Raw genomic sequence first — 17,674 nt, 5'->3', positions numbered from 1 at the left:
GGTCACAGCGCGACGACGATCCGCTCAAGCTCGGTCCATTTCAACACTTATTCCGCCGCCGAGGCGCTTTTCACGATTCCATCACGCAGGTTCCCACGCGTTGCTCACGGCGCTTGAGGAGATTGTTCGCACTGGATCTCTTTTCGCAGGAGGATACCGTGCATCACCCTAGCCCGACCGAGTGGCCCATCTGGCATGACGACCCCGGGCGCGACCGGCAGGAGCTTGGCGCACCATCGCGTCACGATGTTGCGCTGGCCCGCTATCTCGAAACACAACAGGCCCATCGGGCATTGGCGGCTCGCAGACTCGATCCGGCGGCGGTCGTGGCCTCTGCACTGGCAGCGTTCGTCCGCTGCCTTTTCCGTGCAGCGCTGCGCCGAATTGTCCGCTGGCCAACCGATGCCGCGACAGGGATGGACGATTTCGGCTTGACGTTGTCCAAGGCTCATGCGGATCTTAGCAAGACCCTTTGGGGCCGCTGAGTGCAGCGCCCTTGGTCGACGATCTCATCCCCAACCGCCGCCGCCGCCGCCAGCCCCACCGCCTCCGCCGCTACCGCCGAGAGCGGGAATGACGGGCGGCTTTTGCGGGATCTCCTCGGCCGGCTTGATCACTTTGCCGGTGGCCGCCTTCTTGAATCTGACCACCTTTGGCTGGGGTGCTGCGCGAACCACCTTGCGATGTTTCACCGGCGATGCCGGCTCAAACATCGGCGACACCGAGGTGCAGCCCATGAGCCCGGCCAGAACGCCGGATAGAATTATCCCGATGAATGCCTGCCCGAATGTCTGCTTGAATGCCTTGCCCACCATGGCCTCCTTATTGTTCAGAACAAATCCCGACGCGGATTGGCTTCTTCCCAGACCCCCCGGGCCGCATTGACCAGTTGCGTGTCCAGCGAACCGGACGCGGGAATCTTCGACTTGAGCTCTCGACGCAGGGCGTCCAAAGCTGCCGTTTTCGGCTTGGTGCCGAACTGCGCCAGGCCCTTTTTGGCGTCCGGCAGCTCCTTGCGCAGATCGAGCGCGACGGCGAATGCCAGGAAGCGCACCGCGACAGCCTGATCGGCCTTGTCGCCTTTCGCCATTTCAAGCGCCGCGCGATCATAGGCGCTCGACGGATCGCCGCGCGTGGTCGCCAGTTCGAACAGCCTTTGCGCTTCCGCCGGGTCCTGGCGCACACCGGCGCCATCCCTGTACATGCGGGCGAGGCTGCCGGGCGCGTAGGGCTGGCCAAGATCGGTGGCCTGCTGGAACAGGGCCTGCGCCGTCTTCGGATCCTTGTCGATGCCCTGGCCGGCGAGGTAATTGCGGCCGAGCAGGTTCATCGAATACATGTCTTGGCGCTGCACCCCCGCTTGCAGGAAGGCGACGGCGCGGGCCGGATCGGCAGGCACGCCATTGCGGCCCTCGGTGAAGATGGCGGCAAGATCGTTCATGGCATAGGTGTGCCCCATGGCCGCCGCCTTGAGCAGCAGGTCGAGGCCCTTGGCCGTATCGCGGTTGACGCCATAGCCATTGAACAGCGCGCGTCCCCACGAGGTCATACCGTAAGGATCACCCTTGTCGGCGGCAGCCTTGTAGAGAGCGTTGGCCTGGGTGCGGTCTATGGTCGTTCCGGTTCCGGTTGCGTTGAGATAGCCGAGTTCGAAGACGGCGCGCACATGGCCTTTCTTGGCGGCGTCCTCGATGGCTGTCCTGGCCTCTCTAACCTGGCCTGCCGCAAGCAGGGCGCGGCCGAGCTCGTAGTGGAAGCGGGCGACGTCTGGATAGGTTTTCACCGCCGCCTCGCAGGCTGCCACCGCACCGGCGCCGATCTCGTTCGGCAGCAGGCCGGGCACCACGCCTTGCAGGTCGAGAGGCTCGCCGGCGGCGGTGTCGCAAGCCTCGACCGTCGGCGACAGCTTCATCGTCGCCGGCTTGGCGGAGCTGCTGTCGGCGCGGATTTCGAAGCCGACCTCGACCGGCGCGCCGGCGCCGATCTGCGGCTCGTAACGGAGATGGTCGACTTCACCGGCCAGAAGGCTGGATTGCGGCGACAAGGTTCGATCAGGCAATGACAGCGTTCCCGTTGCCGGATACCCCGAGACCTTCAGGCTGACCGCCGGATCGTCGGTGGGGAAATCCAGATTGAGCGCGACCGGGCCGACGCCGACGGGAATATCAAGCTTGCGGTTCTCGATTGCTTCGGCAGCGCCGGTGATGTGGATGCCGCGCTCCAGCACCTGCTGCTTCTGCTCGGCCTCGAGCGAAGCCATGATCTGCTGACCCGCCGCACCTTCGCCGCTCTTGACGCGGAACACCAATATGCCCTGGCTCCCGCCGCCCCAATTGTCATGCGTGGCATAGGCCAGCATATCCACCTCGTCCTGCGTGGCGGCTCCTTTGGGGATATCCATCTGCAGGCGCGGCAGGTCCTTGCCCTGGATCGGTTCGCCCACCGCGACGTCTTTGCCGTCCAGCACCAGACGGCCCATTGCCGGCGGCCGTTCGATGCTGACGCTGATAGCGCCGCCATCGACATCGACCGGCTCCGGCAGGCCGAGAGCGACAGGACCGACCCCCGACAGCACCACCTTCTCCAGCACTGGCGGCAGCGAAGGCCGATTGTTGCGGCGCACCAGCACCACGTCGTCGATCAGTGAGGAATTTTCCCATGGCACCTGCATGCCGTTGGTGGCCTGCACGACATCGCGGCGCACCGCCGACATGACCGTGCGGATCTCCTGGTTCGGCGCCAGCGCGCGCCGCGAAAAGGCCGATGAAAACGGGCTGAGGTCGCCGCTGCCGTCATAGGCGACCGCGCCTGGTTCGGTGGCGAAGGCAATCAGCGTGTTGAGCGAGCTTCGCACCTGCGCCAGCCCGGTATTGCCGGCGGTGACAAGCTGGTCGCGCAGCCAGTAATTGTTGCGCGGGAAGGGGTTGTTGCGGCAGGCATCGAGGATGATCACCTGGATCTTCGACTTCGAGCGCAGCTGCGCCAGCACGTCGTTGAGCTTGATGGCCTGGACCTCGATATCGGCCGCCTTCTTCAACGAGGCGTCGACCGGTATTAGGAAATTCTCGCCGCCGATCTGAAAGCCGTGCCCGGAATAGTAGACGACGGCGAGATCGGCGCCGTCGGCGGCGGCCAGATAGTCCCGGAACTGACCTTCGAACTGCTGCTTGGTGAGATTCTCGGCGACGAAAACCTCGAAGCCCGCCAGCCGGAACGTGGCCGATACGTTCTGGGCATCCTTGGCCGGGTTCTGCAGCGCCGGAATGTTGCGGTATTCGGAATTGCCGATAACAAGCGCGACCCTTCGATCGGCGCAGGCCTCGAACGTCGTGAGGCCGGCGAGGATGAAGACCGCGATGAATCCACAAAGTCGGAGCATGGCAAAACTCCTGGCAACTGCCGCCTTACGCCGACGAAGGCATTCTGCGGCATGAGGTCCGTTAAGAGTATGCAACCTGCCACAGGATAAAGTGAAAGCCCCGTCACCGCCAGACCATGGCAGCCGATTTCTTTCAGCGCTGGTTGACCGTAGGGTGGCAGTAGCACGCGCTTCGAGATCGGGTATGTGACAAGTCTCACAGATCGCTGTTTTGGTGATCCGCCCGGCCGGCCAGCCGCAACCCTACTCCTTGAAGAGCAGGTCCTTGTCGTTCGAATATTTGACCAGCAGCGGAATGCTGGCGCCGCCGATGACGGGACCGAGATGGCCAAACGTCCCTTCGATGACCGAGAACGGCTCGGGACGATCGACAAGGATCCGTGCCAGCTTTCTGCGCATGGCCTTGGCGATCTCCTTGCGCACGCCATTCGGTATGGCGCCATCGATCACCACATTGTCGATGTCGAGCAAGGCAACGGCGCTGCGGGCGGCATAGGCAAGCCCGTCCGAAACCTCATCGATCCACGCGGTGAGCGGCTCTCCAAGGTCTCCCCAATCGTCAGGCGACGACCAGATGCGGCCGGCATCCTTGTCCCCATTGTCCTGGTCGTTGAGCTTGCCGGCGAGCGAATGCAGCGAAGCGACGCGCAGCAACGGCATCATGCGGTCGCCCTTGCGCCCCGGCGCGGGCACCGGCATGTCGCCCAGCGCCCCGGCCAGCTTGTTGCGGCCGGGGAACAAGTGATGATCGAGCACCAGGCCGCCGCCGATGAAGTGCCCGACATAGGCGTAAAGAAAGTCGGCGCGGGATCCGCCGGCGCCAAACATCAGTTCGGCCGCGGCCGACACCGTGGCGTCGTTGTAGAGGAACACCGGCCAGTCGAACGCCCGGTCCAGTTCGGCGCGAATGTCGATTTCCTTCCAGGCATCCAGCCTGCCCGCCGGCACCGCGCCCTCTTCGCTTAGGTTCCACTGATGGAATGGCGAGGCGATGCCAAGACCCGCGATGCGGTCTTTTTCTATCGATCTGTGCTTGCGGCACATGCGCGCGATGGCGCCCTTGGCGAATTTCATCACCTCGACGGGCGTCGGATAGTCGAACAGCGTGCGTTCGAACGCCATCACGTTGCCGACGAAATTGACCAGGGCGACATCGGCGCTGCGATGGTCGACCTTGAGGCCGAAGGCGTACGCGGCTTTCGGGTTCAACGCATAGGGAACCGAGGGTTGCCCCAGCCGTCCGCGCAAAGGCTCCAGGCGCAGCAGCAGCTTGTTGTCGGCGGCGCGGTTGACGATGGTGGTGATGGTTTGCGCGGCCAGCCCGGTCAGCCGCGTCAAATCGGTCTTGGCCAGCTGGCCGTGCCGGCGGATCAGCGAGACGATCAGGCGTTCGTTGTAAATGCGGCTCTCGGCCTGCGTGGTTCCGCCGCTGCGCCCCTCGGCGATCTTTTCGAGACTGAAGAAGCTGGTGCCGGTCACGCTTTCCCCTGCGCAAGGAGTTTGGCCGCAAGGCGAGCCGATCAAAGCGCTGACGTAGCAATGCGGGCCTGGCAAGGCAACACTTAAATCCACCCGATGGAAAAATGTAGTTGACGCCAGCCGGCCTGCTGTCGTTCAAAGTATGCAAGCCTGGAGGAGCAATGCCGTGACGCAGACCCGGACCATCATGTGCTTTGGCGATTCCAATACCTATGGCGCCATTCCCACCCTGGCCCGCGTCGGACGGCACCGCTTCACGCCCGACCGCCGCTGGCCGGGCATCATGCGCCGCCAGCTCGGCAACGGATGGGATGTGATCGAAGAAGGGCAGGGCGGGCGCACCACCGTGCACGACGATCCGATCGAAGGTCTCCACAAGAACGGGCTCAAATCGCTCCCGGTGTGCCTGGAAACGCATATGCCGCTCGACCTCGTCATCCTGATGCTCGGCACCAACGATCTCAAGCATAGGTTCTCGGTAACGCCGAATGACGTCGCTGATTCCATTGAGATCTTGGCCAGAATTGTCCTGCGCAGCGAAGCTGGCCCCGCGGGCGTGGCGCCCGCGGTCCTGATAGTAGCGCCGCCGCCGATGCTGGAGGTCGACTGGTTCGGCCAGATGTTCCTGGGCGGCGCCGCAAAGTCGATGCACTTTGCCGGCCTGTTCCGCGATGCGGCCCGGCGCGCCGGCGCCGCGTTCTTCAACGCCGGCGATGTCGTCGAGTCGAGCGCGGTAGACGGCATTCACCTCGACAGCGACGCGCATCGCGTGCTCGGCACGGAATTGGCCAAAGTCGTCCAGTCGCTGATCGCCAAGGCGTGATCGCGTGGGCGAGTCACCCGACTATCTCTGATTAATTAATTCCACTGGAAAAAGTTTTGACTTGCGAGCGGGAAGGTGGGTATCTGGGGAGACTGGGAAGAGTAGCGACCGCGAGGCTTGCGATGCGCGGCAACAATCAACGACAGGGAGGAAGTAAAATGCGATCTGACAGGAACATGATGCTGGCGACGCTGCTCGGCGTTGCCGGTGTGCTCGCGGGCGGTACCATTCTGGCAAGCGCGCAGGACGGCCCGGCCGGGCTCACCAAGCCGGCGGTATTTGCGCCGTTCGATCCGAAGGCGCCGGCCTGCAGCCCACCGCCCGGCCTGAGCAAGGTGCTGGCCTTCGCGCAGGACAACGAGCGTGAATTCATGCAGGGCGTCGACCGCGGCCTGGCCGCCGCCGCCAAGGATCGCGGCCTGGAATATCGCCGCGCGCTTGCCAACAATGACGCCGCCAAGGGGGTCGAGCAGGTGCAATTGTTTCTCGCCTCCAAGATCGGCGGTCTGGTCGCAGCCCCCGTGGACCCGGCCTCGATGAGCCGCAGCCTGCAGGAGCTTATCTGGTCGGGCGCCTATGTCGGCACCATCGTGCCGCCGCCGGCGACGTCGCTGCTCAACGCGCCGCAATACGAGACCGGCAAGGTGCTGGCCGAAGCGGCCGCGGCCTACATAAAGGACAAGCTCGGCGGCAAGGCCAATGTCGTCATCCTGTCGCATGACAGCATGGAATTCCTGGCGCCGCGCTTTGCCGCCATGCGCGACATCTTCAAGGCTATGCCAGGCGTCACCATCGTCGCCGACATCTCGCCCAATCCCGTCAACAAGGAAGGCGGCTTTGCCACGATGAGCACCATTCTCCAGGCCCATCCCGACGTCGATGTCGTGCTCGGCGCCGACACGGTCGTGCTCGGCGCGCTGGCTGCCCTGGAAGCGGCGGGCAAGGCGCGGCCGGACCAGTTCCTTGGCGGCATCGACGGCGAACCGGAGGCAGTCGCCGCGATCAAGAAAGGCGGCGGTCCCTACAAGGCAAGCATCAGCCTGGCGTCGCCGGTCTTCGCTTATGCCATGGGCCAGCATGCCGCCGACTGGCTGGAGGGCAAGAGCATCCCGCAGGCGATGGATATCCTGCCCGTGGCGCTGACCAGCGACTACATGGCCCAGTACGAGGCCGATGTCGCCGACCCGGCCGCGGTCTACAAGGACCCGAAGCGCCGCGACATCTATCTCAGGATGTACGGCAACATCTGCTACGACACGCGCGACCAGTATGTGAATTTCCCCTGGTCATCCGAGGCAAAGTAGCGCCTGTTTTTCCCGCGCGATACGGGCGGGTCAGCCTGACCTGAAACCGCCCGCTTCAGTCAGAGGCTAGCATGAGCACAGACAGCCTTCGAACGGGGACGACACCGCTGCAAACGGGCCGGTTTTCATCCTTGCTGCCGGGCGTCAAGGCGCCGGGCGAAGCGTCTGGCCGCATCGGGCTGGCGCTGGTCGCGCTGGGCTTGATCATCGCCTTCTCGCTGTTGAACAAATCCTTCTTCAGCCTCGACAATTTCGTCGTCATTGGCGTCAACTCGACCTCGATCCTGATCGCCGTGCTCGGCACCTCCGCGCTGCTGATCGCCGGCTATGTCGACCTCTCCATCGGCAGCATGGTCGCCTTGATCGGCATCATCACTGCCAAGGTTGCGGTGGCGACGCAGAGCGCGCCGCTGGCAATCTGCGTCGGCCTGGGTCTGGGCCTTTTGCTCGGTCTGCTCAACGGTCTGCTGGTGCGCAGGCTGAGCATCTCGCCGTTGATCGTCACGCTGGCGATGCTGGCGCTCTATGGCGGCCTTGCCTTCGTCGTCTCCAGCACCGCGGTCTATGGTTTTCCCGAGGCTCTGCTCGAATTGGGGCGGGGCAAGATCTTCGGCATCCAGTACACCGTGATCATCGCCGCATCTGTCTTTGTCATCGGAGCCTTTGTCTTGACCAGCACGGTCACCGGCTTGAGGCTCTACGCCATAGGCGGCGACCCGCGCGCAGCCGAACTCTGCGGCATTCCGGTGGGGCGCACGGTGGTTGGCCTCTACGCCGCCAATGGCTTGCTGATCGGCCTGGTCTCGGTTCTGATCGCCGGTCGTCTCGGCAGCATCACGCCGACCATCGGCGTTCGCTTCGAGCTCGACGTGCTCACCGCTGCAATTCTCGGCGGCGTTGCGTTTTCCGGCGGCTCCGGCAGGCCGCTCGGCATCGCCATCGGTGTTGCCACCATCGGCATCCTAAATGCAGGATTGATCTTCGTCGGCCTGCAATCATGGTGGCAATCCATTTCGGTGGGAAGCATGCTGTTGCTGGCGTTGGTGGCCGACCAGGCTGCGATCGGTTTTCGCGGCCGGCGCGCTCGGGCCGCCGCGACCAACTTCACGGTGGCGGACAATGGTGCCGTCGCCTCGGCCGGCCCTGCCGTGACGGCGGGCAATGCAGAAGCCCCGCAAGGTCCGGCATTCTCGATTGCCGGCGCCCGCAAATCCTACGGCGCGCTGACGGCATTGGAAGAGGCGAGTTTCACGGTCGGCAAAGGCGAGATCGTCTGTCTGCTCGGCGACAATGGCGCCGGCAAGTCGACGCTGATGAAGATTATTTCGGGCGCCATCCAGCCCGATGCCGGCGCGATGACCCTCGAGGGCCAGCCGATTTCCTTCAGGAGCCCGCAGGATGCACGCGGCGCCGGCCTGGAGACGGTCTATCAGGATTTGGCGCTCTGCCCGAACCTCAGCGTCGCCCACAATATGATCCTCGGGCGTGAGGAAACGCGGCGTTGGCTCGGTGTCTTCCCGGTTCGCGACGACCGAAAGGCCGCCGAGCAGTGTCGTGCCCGGCTTGCCGCGCTGGGCGTCACGCTTCGCGACGAAAACGTTCTGGTGCGCTCGCTGTCGGGCGGCCAGCGGCAGTCCATCGCCATTGCCCGCGCGCTTGCCGATCACGTCAAGCTGATCTGCCTCGACGAGCCTACCGCCGCGCTCGGCGTCAAGCAGACCGCGCAGGTCGTCAAGCTGATCCGTTCGATCGCCGCCAGCGGCACCGGCGTCATCCTGGTCACGCACGACCTGTCGACGGTCAGGGCGCTGGCCGACAGGATCGTCGTGCTCAGCCTCGGCAGGGTGGCTTACGACGGCTCGGCCAAACAGCTGACCGCCGATCAGCTCTGGGGCCTGATGGCAAGCGGGACGCTGGCGCCGGCCGCTGGGTAGGAATGCCGATCGCAGGATCTAAAGCTCGAGGCAGACCTTGCCGAAATGCCTTTGCGCTTCGTAGTGCCTGAAGGCGGCGGCGATATCCTGCAGTGGAAAGCTGCTGTCGATGACAGGCTTCAGGCGGTTGACCTCTATCGCACGGATCATGTCCTGCTGGTCGGCTTTGCTGCCGATGGAAATTCCGCTGATGCGGATCTGGTTTGAAAACAGCGCCGGGATTGAAACTTCTGCTGCAAAGCCGGTCAGGACGCCGATGAGTGCGATATGCCCGCCTGTCCGGCAGGCCGCTATCGACTGCGCCAGCGTCGCCGGTCCGCCGACCTCGATCACATGATCGACGCCGCGTCCGTCCGTCAGTTCCCTGGCCCTGCCGCCCCACTGCGGCACCGCCTTGTAGTTGATGACGCTGTCGGCCCCGAGTCGTCTGAGCTTCTCCAGCTTCCCTTCATCGGACGAGGTGGCGATGACCCTTGCGCCGGCGGCCTTGGCAAATTGCAGCGCAAACAATGACACGCTGCCGGTGCCAAGGATCAGCACCGTGTCGCCGGGCTTTACCTTGCCGCATGTCACCAGCCCGCGCCAGGCGGTGACGCCCGTGCAGGTCAGCGTTGCCGCCTCGAGATGCGTATAGCCCGCCGGCGCCCTGGTGAATGCGTGCGCCGGCATGCACACATACTCGCTGGCGAAGCCGTCGAAACTGTCTCCGGGAATGTCGCGGCTTGTATCGGATCTCATGTCGCCGGCCAGCCACCAGGGGTAGAAAACACTGACGACGCTGTCGCCCGGCTTGAACGTGTCGACGCCGTCACCGATCGCGATCACCTCGCCGGCGCCATCCGACAGCGGCACGCGGCCTTCGGCGAGCGGCACCTTGCCTTGTACGGCGAAATCGTCGCGCATGTTCAGCGCGCAGGCGCGAATCCTGACCAGCATTTCTCCCGGCCCAGGCCGGGGCTGATCCACCTCGACCAGGTCGAGCTTGTCCAACCCGCCCGGCGCTCTCAGCCTGACCAGCTTCATAGTCTCTCTCCGACGTAAAGAGCGTTAGCATGGCGGCGGCGGTCCAGCCTATCGCCGGACCGGCCGGCCGGAAATCACGCGCAGCCAAGGCGCCAGATGGACGGCGCTCATCAAGAGATACATCAGCGGCATGCCGGTGAGCGGGGAGGCATCGGCCCCCAGGCACGACATGACGCCGTCGCCAGCGTGAATGCAGGTAAGCAGCGCCATCACGGCGAAAACAGGGGCCGCGGCGAGGCACAGCCAGTCGGCGGTGCGGAGAGAAACTGCATCGGAGCGTTTAGGGACCTCACTGTCGGTCCCTGTGCCGATATCGCTCATGGTCGTAATCCCTTGATGATCAATGCCCGGGTTTCCTGTCCCGTGAGGGACAGGAAACCAAGCTGGATGGGCGCCGCTCCAGGTCCTTACTTGCCGTCCTTGTTGCGGAACGCGGCTTCGCCGGCCGCCGACACTTCCTCCCACGTCTTGTCGGGTGCGGCGTCGTAATTGTCGTGCCAGTTCCACCAGCTGTAGAGCTCGGTCTGCGGATAGCCTTCGGGCGAATCCTCCCAGATTTCCTGGCGGCCGAGCGGCGTTGCGTCGAGGTAGCTCCAGACCGTGCCCATCTGCTCGTCGCCGCGGTTGTTGATGAAGTAGGTGCGATACACTTTCTTGCCGTCCTGGATGAACACGTTGTGGCCGTGCCATTCGTCGACGCCGAAATCCTTGTCGAAACTGTCGGTGATTGTGTACCAGGGCATCTCCCAACCCATCCGCTGCTTCAAGCTGGCAATGTCGGCCTGCGGCGCGCGGGAGGCATAGGCAAGCGTGGTGTTGCGGGCGTTGAGATGGGCGAGATGGCCGACCTGGTCGGCGCCGAGCGAACAGCCGCGGCAGGCATGTTCGGGCCAGCCGTGGACGCCGGGTTCGTAGAAGGCGCGGTAGACGATCAACTGGCGCCGGCCCTCGAACAAATCGAGCAGGCTCGCTTTGCCGTTGGGACCTTCAAACACATAGGCCTTGTCTACTTCCATCCATGGCATGCGCCGGCGCTCGGCCGACAGCGCGTCCCTGGCGCGCATCGTTGCCTTTTCCTTCACCAGCATCTTTTCGCGCTCGGCTTCCCATTCTTGCCTTGAAACGACCGGTGGGGTCTTCATTGCCACGTGCTTGGTCATTGCTTGTTTCCTTTGCCAGTTGTTGAGCCGTTGTGGCTTGTCGTTGCCTGTTGATCGTGAGGCAGGCTAGGGCCGCGAGGCGGCGAGGGCGGAGTTACAAATGTGACGGCATTTGCAGGCCACCGCAGCAGGGGTGGCGAGGCCGCACGGTGGGCTCGAAGTCCTCGGAAGCAGGCATGGTCGGTTTTTCCTTATTGAGAAGCTTAACGCGACTGTCTGAGATGCTCAGGCTAGCGAATGCGAATATTGCCGTCAACGCAGGCCTGGGCGTCTTCAACCAGTCCAGATGGCTAGGTCGCCGTCCGCGGCTTGCTGCTTGGCGGTGGTGACTTAAGTTAGGGCCGATAAGGGGAGCGGTGGGAGTTACAAATGTGACGGGATTTGCATGGACTCGCTGATCACCGCGGCAGGGCTGGCGCTGGCGGCGGGCAATCCGCTGGCGGCACTCGACCGCGTCGCCTTGCGCGAGGATGCCCCGGCGCTGGCGTTGCGCGGCATTGCCATGGCGCAGCTCGGCGATTTCGATCGCGCCAAAGTACTGTTGCGTAGGGCCGGCCGTGCCTTCGGTCCAAAGGAGGCGGTGGCGCGCGCCAGGTGCGTTGTCGCCGAAGCCGAGATCGCACTTGTTTCGCGTGATCTCGGCTGGCCGTCCAAGGCGCTCGACGCGGCGCGGTCGACATTGGAAAAGCATGGCGACCGGCTGAACGCGGCGCATGCCGGGCATCTCAAAGTGCGCCGCCTGCTGCTGATCGGCCGCCTCGACGAGGCTGAAGACGTGCTGGCTGGGCTCGATCCGTCGCCGCTTCCGCCGGCCTCACGCGCCGCGCATGAACTCGCGGTTGCCGGCATCGCCATGCGGCGCCTGAAGACGAAGGCCGCGCGCGCAGCCCTTGAGTGGGCGCGCCATGCCGCCCGCCGGGCCGGCATTCCGGGTCTCATGGCGGAGGTCGACAGCGCCTTCCTGGCGCTGGAGACGCCGGCGGCGCGGCTGATCGCAGGCGGCGAGGAGCATCCGCTGTTGCTCGAAGAAGTCGAGGCGCTGCAGGCGTCGCGCGCGCTGGTCGTCGATACGTTCCGCTATATCGTGCACAAGCAGGAAACAACGATCTCGCTGGCAACGCGGCCGGTGCTGTTTGCGCTGGCGCGCGCGCTTGCCGAAGCCTGGCCGGCGGATGTGCCGAGGGCGACGCTGATTGCCCGCGCCTTTGGCGGCCGGCATGCCGATGAATCGCATCGCGCCAGGCTGCGGGTCGAGATCGGCCGGCTGCGCGCCGAATTGCGGCCGCTGGCGGGCATCGGCGCGACCAGCCAGGGCTTTGCGCTAAAGCCGCGCGAAGCAGGCTCCGTGGCGGTGCTGGCGCGGCCGATCGAGGAGCGGCACGCCGCGGTGCTGGCCTTCCTGGCCGATGGTGAATCCTGGGCCAGCTCGGCGTTGGCGCTGGCGCTGGGCGCCGGACAGCGCAGCGTACAGCGGGCGCTCGAGCAGTTGGCCGAGACCGGCAAAGTGCAGTCCTTCGGCCACGGCCGGGCGCGGCGCTGGATGACGCCACCGGTCGCTGGTTTCACGACCACCTTGTTACTCCCGTCGCCGCTGCCGAACGGCTAGGAAAGGTGACCATGATCGAGGACCAGGACATGAAACATTCAGCAGCGGAAATCCTGCGCGAATACGGGCCCTTTCCTGATGTCGACACCGTGCACGGCGTGAGCTTCGACGGACAGAATGTCTGGTTTGCGACGGGCGAGCGGCTGACCGCCTTCGATCAGGCAAGCGGCGAGACGCTGCGCTCGATCGATGTCGCGGCACATGCCGGCACCGCCTATGACGGCCGGCATCTGTTCCAGCTCGCCGGGGACCGCATCCAGAAGATCGACCCCGATACCGGCAAGGTGCTCTCCACCATCCCGGCGCCCGGCGGCGGCCGCGATTCCGGCATGACCTGGGCCGAGGGCACGCTCTGGGTGGGGCAGAACCGGGAGCGCAAGATCCACCAGATCGATCCCGAGACCGGGAAAATCCTGCGCACCATCGACTCAAACCGCTTCGTCACCGGAGTGACCTGGGTCGATGGCGAGCTCTGGCACGGCACCTGGGAAGGCGACCAGAGCGATGTCCGGCGCGTCGATCCGCAAACTGGCAAGGTGCTGGAACGGCTCGACATGCCGGCGGGGGTGGGCGTTTCCGGGCTCGAATCCGACGGCGGCGACCGCTTCTTTTGCGGCAGCGGCCCTGGCGGCATGGTGCGATCGGTGCGTCGGCCGAAGTAAGGCCGTCAAGTATTGGGCCGGCAGCGTATTTCCTACGGTCATCCCGCCGAGATCATATCCCGGAGCCGTCGAGCAGCGGGACGTCTTCGCCTTGCCACGGACTTGGCATTGAAGCCCGGCTCAGATTGGCCGTCGGCAGCGGCATCCAGCATTTCAACTCCGGTTCGGGGTATTCGATCACCCGTCCTGGCGACGAATCGGAAGAGCGCCAGCCCTCCGTGCCGAACTGGTCGGCGCGCGACCAGTAAGCGAGGTCGACCTCGGCCGGCCCCTGTTCCGATGGCCTGACCGTGACCAGGATGCGGCTGCCGTCCTTGGGGGCGCTCGCCATGTGCCGCCAGCGATCGGGTTCGTCCATTCTCATGTCCTCCTGCACGTTGCAGGGATAGTCGCCGCGCGCTTGGCAGCGGTCAACCCGAACTTTGCCCAAGCACGAGATCTGTTTAGCACTCCCGCGCCGTCGGCCGAAACAAGATCTGGTTCATGTCGACCTCGTCGGGCTGGCTCACGGCGAACGCCCCCATGGCGAAAGAATCCGGATGCCGGGCCGCAACAGGAAAATCGAAACCGGCATGTGAACGGGCTCACATGCCGCCACTGCAAGGAACGCTATGGGACGTCCGGCCATGACAGGGGTTTCGGATGACACTTGCTGATCTGTCTTTTTATCTTTTCACTATTTTCAATGGCTTGCGGGTGGTGTCCTACCTGCCGCAGATCGTGCGGGTGGCCCGGGACAGGCACGGGGCGTCGGCGATTTCCTACGCGACCTGGCTGTTGTGGACAGGCGCCAACGCCACGACGGGACTCTACGCCCACATCAATCTGAACGATCCCGCTCTGGCGGCGATCAACTGGCTGAACGCCGTATGCTGCGTGCTGGTCATCGCGCTCACCGCCTACAAGCGCCATCGCGCACGGCTTCCGGTTGAGGAAGCCGCAAGCCGGTCGGAAGCGACCGCTCTGATGGTCGACAATGTCTGCTGAAGATCACCGCGGCAGATTGCGCTTTTCGAGGCCGCTCTCAGACATGCACGGTGCCATGCGAAAGCTCGCCCTCGTCGCTTGAGATGAGGAAAGCGGCTGCGAGTAGGCCGACATAGAACAGCCCGACCATGCACACGACATAGATGCCTGGAACCGGGCCGAGCTGCGCCACGCGCGCGGCGTCGAGAAATGACGCGCCCAAGCCTATCGGCGACCCTTCGCGCTGCAGACTGGGCGTCGTGATCTTCAGCACCCACGCCAGCATCAGGATCGTGTACATGAAAATGTAGTTGCGGCGCAGCCGGCGCACCAACGCCGCGCGTTGCGAGATCAGGAAGCGCGGCGAACGCAGGCCTTCGCCGACGATGGCCAGCCAGTTGGAGGCGTAGTCGGGCTGCGGCGAGAAAATCTGCGCGAAATAATAGCGCTCGAACTGGCGCACCCTGGCCCGGTAGACGTCGAAGAAACGATAGCGCCGCGCCTCGATCCATAGCAGCAGCGTGGTCAGCAGCATGGCAAAGAGCAGCACCCCGTGATGGGCGCTGGGCGTCGAGAGTGAGACTGAGAGCATGGCGGCGACGACAGTAATCGCCCAGTTGCTGGTACGGTCCAGCCGGTCGCGCCAGCCGGCCATGCGGGCGATTTCGGCGCGGTGGAAATGCGACATGGTGGCCACGAATTCCGATGAGGTGAGCTTCAGCGCGAACGCATCAGAGGCCCGCGGCGCTGCAGCCGCTTCGTCGGTTTTCACGGTCTTGACCTGGGACATCCCTTGCCACGCGCCTCCCAACGCCATGGCCGGCCGAAACGACGCCGGTCATCCCCATCCGCGCAACGCGCAATCGGTTGAAAATGTTCCGTCGCCGGCCCGGGTCTCGGCGGTTTATCCGCAGTCAGATAGGCCCGTTATGCGATTCAGGTAATGAGGAACCTGCGGCGCGCCAAGGGAGCGTGGCGTGCAACCGATCTCGCCCGCAAACGTTATACCGGGCACGATGAGGGGGTGCATGTCCTTCGTGGTCAACCGGCGCCGGCCGGTCGCGCTTGCCGCGGCAGCTTTCGCATTCATGCCGGCCGCATCGTTGGCAGCCGAAAAGACCGGCATGTCCAGCGAGGGGATTTTCGTTCTCGAAATCCTCCTTCTGCTTCTCGTCGGCCGCGGCATCGGCGAATTGCTGGAGCGTCTCGGCCAGCCGGCGGTTATGGGTCAGCTCATCGGCGGCATCCTGCTCGGGCCATCGCTGCTCGGCTGGCTATTGCCGGAAGCAGAACGCGTGATCTTTTCAGGCGACGCCACCCAAAAGAGCATGATCAGCGCCATCGCCCAGCTCGGCGTGTTGATGCTTCTGTTGCTCACCGGGATGGAGACGGATCTGCGGCTGGTGCGCAGGGTCGGCCGTGCGTGCTTTTCCATCTCCGCCGCGGGCGTCGCCGTGCCTTTCGCGCTCGGCTTCACCGCCGCACAGTTCATGCCGGCCTCGCTGCTGGCCGACGGAACCGAGCGCATTGTCGCCGGTCTCTTCCTCGGCACGGCGCTGTCGATCTCCTCGGTCAAGATCGTCGCCATGGTGGTGCGCGAGATGAACTTCATGCGCCGCGATCTCGGTCAGATCATCGTCTCGTCGGCCATCATCGAGGACACGATCGGCTGGGTGATCATCGCCATCACCATCGGCATCGCCACCAAGGGGCGCATCGAGCTCGGCAGCCTTGCCTTCACCATTGTCGGCGTCGCCGCCTTCATGGGGTTTTCCTTCACGATTGGCCGCCGCATCGTCTTCGACGCCATCCGCTGGACCAACGATACGTTCCGCAGCGAATACGCCGTCGTCACCGTCATTCTCGCCATCATGGGCGCAATGGCGCTGATCACCGATCTGATCGGCGTGCACACCGTGCTCGGCGCCTTCGTCGCCGGCATACTGGTTGGGGAATCGCCGATCCTGTCGCGTCATATCGAAGGGCAATTGCGCGGCGTCATCATGGCGCTGTTCATGCCGGTTTTCTTCGGCGTCGCCGGCCTTTCGGCGGATCTCACCGTGCTTGTCGACCACGAGCTTGCGCTACTCACGGCCGCTTTGGTGCTGATCGCCAGCTTCGGCAAATTCGCCGGCGCCTTCATCGGCGCCGAGCTTGCCGGCATGAGCCGCAAGGAAGGCATCGCCGTCGGTTGCGGCATGAACGCGCGCGGCTCGACCGAAGTCATCGTCGCCTCGATTGGCCTGTCGATCGGCGTTCTGTCGCACGATCTTTTCACCATGATCGTGACCATGGCCGTCATCACCACGCTCGCCATGCCGCCGACCTTGCGTTGGGCACTCGGCCGCTTGCCGATGGGCGAGAACGAGAAGAAGCGTCTGGAGCGCGAGGAGATCGACCACCGCGGCTTCATCGCCAATCTGGAACGACTGCTGGTGGTGACCGATGAGGGCGTTGTCGGCCGCTTTGCTGCTTACCTCGCCGGAGTCGTGGGCGCCGGCAAGCCGACGACGGTGCTGCATGCCCGAGGCGAGGGGGAGGAGGCCGAGCCCGGCACGGATGCGAAGCTCGAGCCGATCGAAAAGGGTGCCGAGGACAGCCGCGAGGCCGCCAGGAGTTCGGACGAGGAGCTGGCCCGCGCGGCGCCTGTCACGCGGCGCCACGAGGCCGAGCTTTCGGCCGAAACGGTTGCCAAGGAGGCGCGCAAAGGCTATGGGCTGCTGCTGATCGGGCTCGGCCGCGCGGTCACCTCGAAAGGTGGGTTTACCCGCCGCATCAACGAGATCGCCGGCGCCTTCGAGGGTCCGCTATGCCTGGTGCTGAAGGCGACCGGCGCCGGCCGCCAGATGCCAAGGCTAGGACCTGAAGGCGGGAAGATTCTGGTTCCGGTCAACGGCACCGCGATCGCCCGCCGGGGTGCCGAAATGGCACTGGCGATTGCAGCGGTCACGGGTGCGCGGGTCAAGATACTTTATGTCGCGCGCGTCGGCCGCGACGAACCGCGCGACACTGTCTCGCATCGCCACAGGGAGGCGGTGCTGAAGGATACCGTCGCGCTAGCCGACCGCTATGGCGTCGAGATCGAGACGGCCATCCGCAGCCGGGCCGCCGCCGCCGATGCCATTGCCCGCCAGGCCGGCAGGGCGGCGGCGCTGATCGTCATGGGCGTGGCGCGGCGCCCTGGCGAGGAACTCTTCTTTGGCGAGACGACCACCGGCGTGCTGCAGCGCTGCCAATGCCCGGTGGTGCTGATCTCGGACGCCAGGCTCAGCCGCGACGACGAGGGCAGGGAAGAGCTGCGCTCGGGAACGGCGACAGGGTGATGAGTATTTCCCCTC

At 64.7% G+C, this 17,674-nt stretch carries 16 protein-coding genes; 8 read left to right on the top strand and 8 right to left on the bottom strand.

What is annotated here, in order from left to right:
- Window positions 1-122 precede the first annotated feature (122 nt).
- Window positions 123-485, top strand: coding sequence for a hypothetical protein (locus NLY42_RS26395; RefSeq protein WP_023733969.1), 363 nt, complete (start codon window positions 123-125; stop codon window positions 483-485).
- Window positions 486-509: 24 nt separating this feature from the next.
- On the opposite strand, the gene NLY42_RS26390 is transcribed toward NLY42_RS26395, so the two are convergent.
- The 3 genes from NLY42_RS26390 to NLY42_RS26380 all read right to left on the bottom strand — a co-directional run bounded on the left by NLY42_RS26390 (window position 510) and on the right by NLY42_RS26380 (window position 4,858).
- Window positions 510-815 carry a hypothetical protein gene (locus NLY42_RS26390; protein WP_023727043.1) on the bottom strand — a complete coding sequence of 102 codons (306 nt, stop codon included), beginning with the start codon at window positions 813-815 and terminating at the stop codon, window positions 510-512.
- Between the two features lie 14 nt (window positions 816-829).
- Entirely contained in the window at window positions 830-3,379 is a 2,550-nt protein-coding gene (locus NLY42_RS26385; protein WP_023754623.1) for a caspase family protein, read from the bottom strand.
- Between the two features lie 243 nt (window positions 3,380-3,622).
- The gene (locus tag NLY42_RS26380; RefSeq protein ID WP_023695480.1) at window positions 3,623-4,858 is read right to left on the bottom strand and encodes an ROK family protein; all 1,236 of its coding nucleotides are present in this window, start codon (window positions 4,856-4,858) and stop codon (window positions 3,623-3,625) included.
- A 166-nt stretch (window positions 4,859-5,024) separates the two neighbouring features.
- Between NLY42_RS26380 and NLY42_RS26375 the strand changes: the two genes are divergently transcribed.
- From NLY42_RS26375 to NLY42_RS26365, 3 genes are all read left to right on the top strand, one after another.
- Complete coding sequence (locus tag NLY42_RS26375) at window positions 5,025-5,681, top strand: SGNH/GDSL hydrolase family protein (protein WP_023695479.1); 657 nt, start codon at window positions 5,025-5,027, stop codon at window positions 5,679-5,681.
- A gap of 158 nt (window positions 5,682-5,839) precedes the next feature.
- Complete coding sequence (locus NLY42_RS26370; protein WP_032895848.1) at window positions 5,840-6,985, top strand: sugar ABC transporter substrate-binding protein; 1,146 nt, start codon at window positions 5,840-5,842, stop codon at window positions 6,983-6,985.
- Between the two features lie 71 nt (window positions 6,986-7,056).
- Entirely contained in the window at window positions 7,057-8,919 is a 1,863-nt protein-coding gene (locus NLY42_RS26365) for an ATP-binding cassette domain-containing protein (protein WP_084779757.1), read from the top strand.
- Between the two features lie 18 nt (window positions 8,920-8,937).
- Here NLY42_RS26365 and NLY42_RS26360 read toward each other — a convergent pair whose 3' ends face one another.
- From NLY42_RS26360 to NLY42_RS26350, 3 genes are all read right to left on the bottom strand, one after another.
- Entirely contained in the window at window positions 8,938-9,942 is a 1,005-nt protein-coding gene (locus NLY42_RS26360; RefSeq protein ID WP_023672529.1) for a zinc-dependent alcohol dehydrogenase family protein, read from the bottom strand.
- Between the two features lie 48 nt (window positions 9,943-9,990).
- Window positions 9,991-10,263, bottom strand: a complete 273-nt coding sequence (locus NLY42_RS26355) for a hypothetical protein (protein WP_023672530.1) — start codon at window positions 10,261-10,263, stop codon at window positions 9,991-9,993.
- A gap of 86 nt (window positions 10,264-10,349) precedes the next feature.
- Entirely contained in the window at window positions 10,350-11,102 is a 753-nt protein-coding gene (locus tag NLY42_RS26350) for a DUF899 domain-containing protein (protein WP_023695474.1), read from the bottom strand.
- A gap of 385 nt (window positions 11,103-11,487) precedes the next feature.
- Between NLY42_RS26350 and NLY42_RS26345 the strand changes: the two genes are divergently transcribed.
- Both NLY42_RS26345 and NLY42_RS26340 read left to right on the top strand, forming a co-directional pair.
- The gene (locus tag NLY42_RS26345; protein WP_023685490.1) at window positions 11,488-12,708 is read left to right on the top strand and encodes a hypothetical protein; all 1,221 of its coding nucleotides are present in this window, start codon (window positions 11,488-11,490) and stop codon (window positions 12,706-12,708) included.
- Between the two features lie 29 nt (window positions 12,709-12,737).
- A complete protein-coding gene (locus NLY42_RS26340; RefSeq protein WP_023754621.1) occupies window positions 12,738-13,370 on the top strand; it encodes a Vgb family protein in 633 nt (210 codons plus the stop codon).
- 52 nt (window positions 13,371-13,422) lie between these two features.
- Here NLY42_RS26340 and NLY42_RS26335 read toward each other — a convergent pair whose 3' ends face one another.
- Complete coding sequence (locus tag NLY42_RS26335) at window positions 13,423-13,728, bottom strand: hypothetical protein (RefSeq protein WP_023689804.1); 306 nt, start codon at window positions 13,726-13,728, stop codon at window positions 13,423-13,425.
- Window positions 13,729-14,012: 284 nt separating this feature from the next.
- On the opposite strand from NLY42_RS26335, the gene NLY42_RS26325 reads away from it, so the two are divergent.
- Entirely contained in the window at window positions 14,013-14,357 is a 345-nt protein-coding gene (locus NLY42_RS26325; protein WP_023673886.1) for a PQ-loop domain-containing transporter, read from the top strand.
- Between the two features lie 37 nt (window positions 14,358-14,394).
- Here NLY42_RS26325 and NLY42_RS26320 read toward each other — a convergent pair whose 3' ends face one another.
- Window positions 14,395-15,126: a DUF2270 domain-containing protein gene (locus NLY42_RS26320; RefSeq protein WP_023673885.1), complete on the bottom strand. Its 732-nt coding sequence runs from the start codon at window positions 15,124-15,126 to the stop codon at window positions 14,395-14,397.
- 238 nt (window positions 15,127-15,364) lie between these two features.
- Between NLY42_RS26320 and NLY42_RS26315 the strand changes: the two genes are divergently transcribed.
- A complete protein-coding gene (locus NLY42_RS26315; protein ID WP_023754620.1) occupies window positions 15,365-17,659 on the top strand; it encodes a cation:proton antiporter domain-containing protein in 2,295 nt (764 codons plus the stop codon).
- Window positions 17,660-17,674 lie beyond the last annotated feature (15 nt).

Source organism: Mesorhizobium sp. C372A (genome assembly GCF_030323245.1).
Lineage (GTDB): Bacteria > Pseudomonadota > Alphaproteobacteria > Rhizobiales > Rhizobiaceae > Mesorhizobium.
Note: the sequence above shows the minus strand (reverse complement) of the source record. Positions and strands in the feature narration are given on the sequence as shown.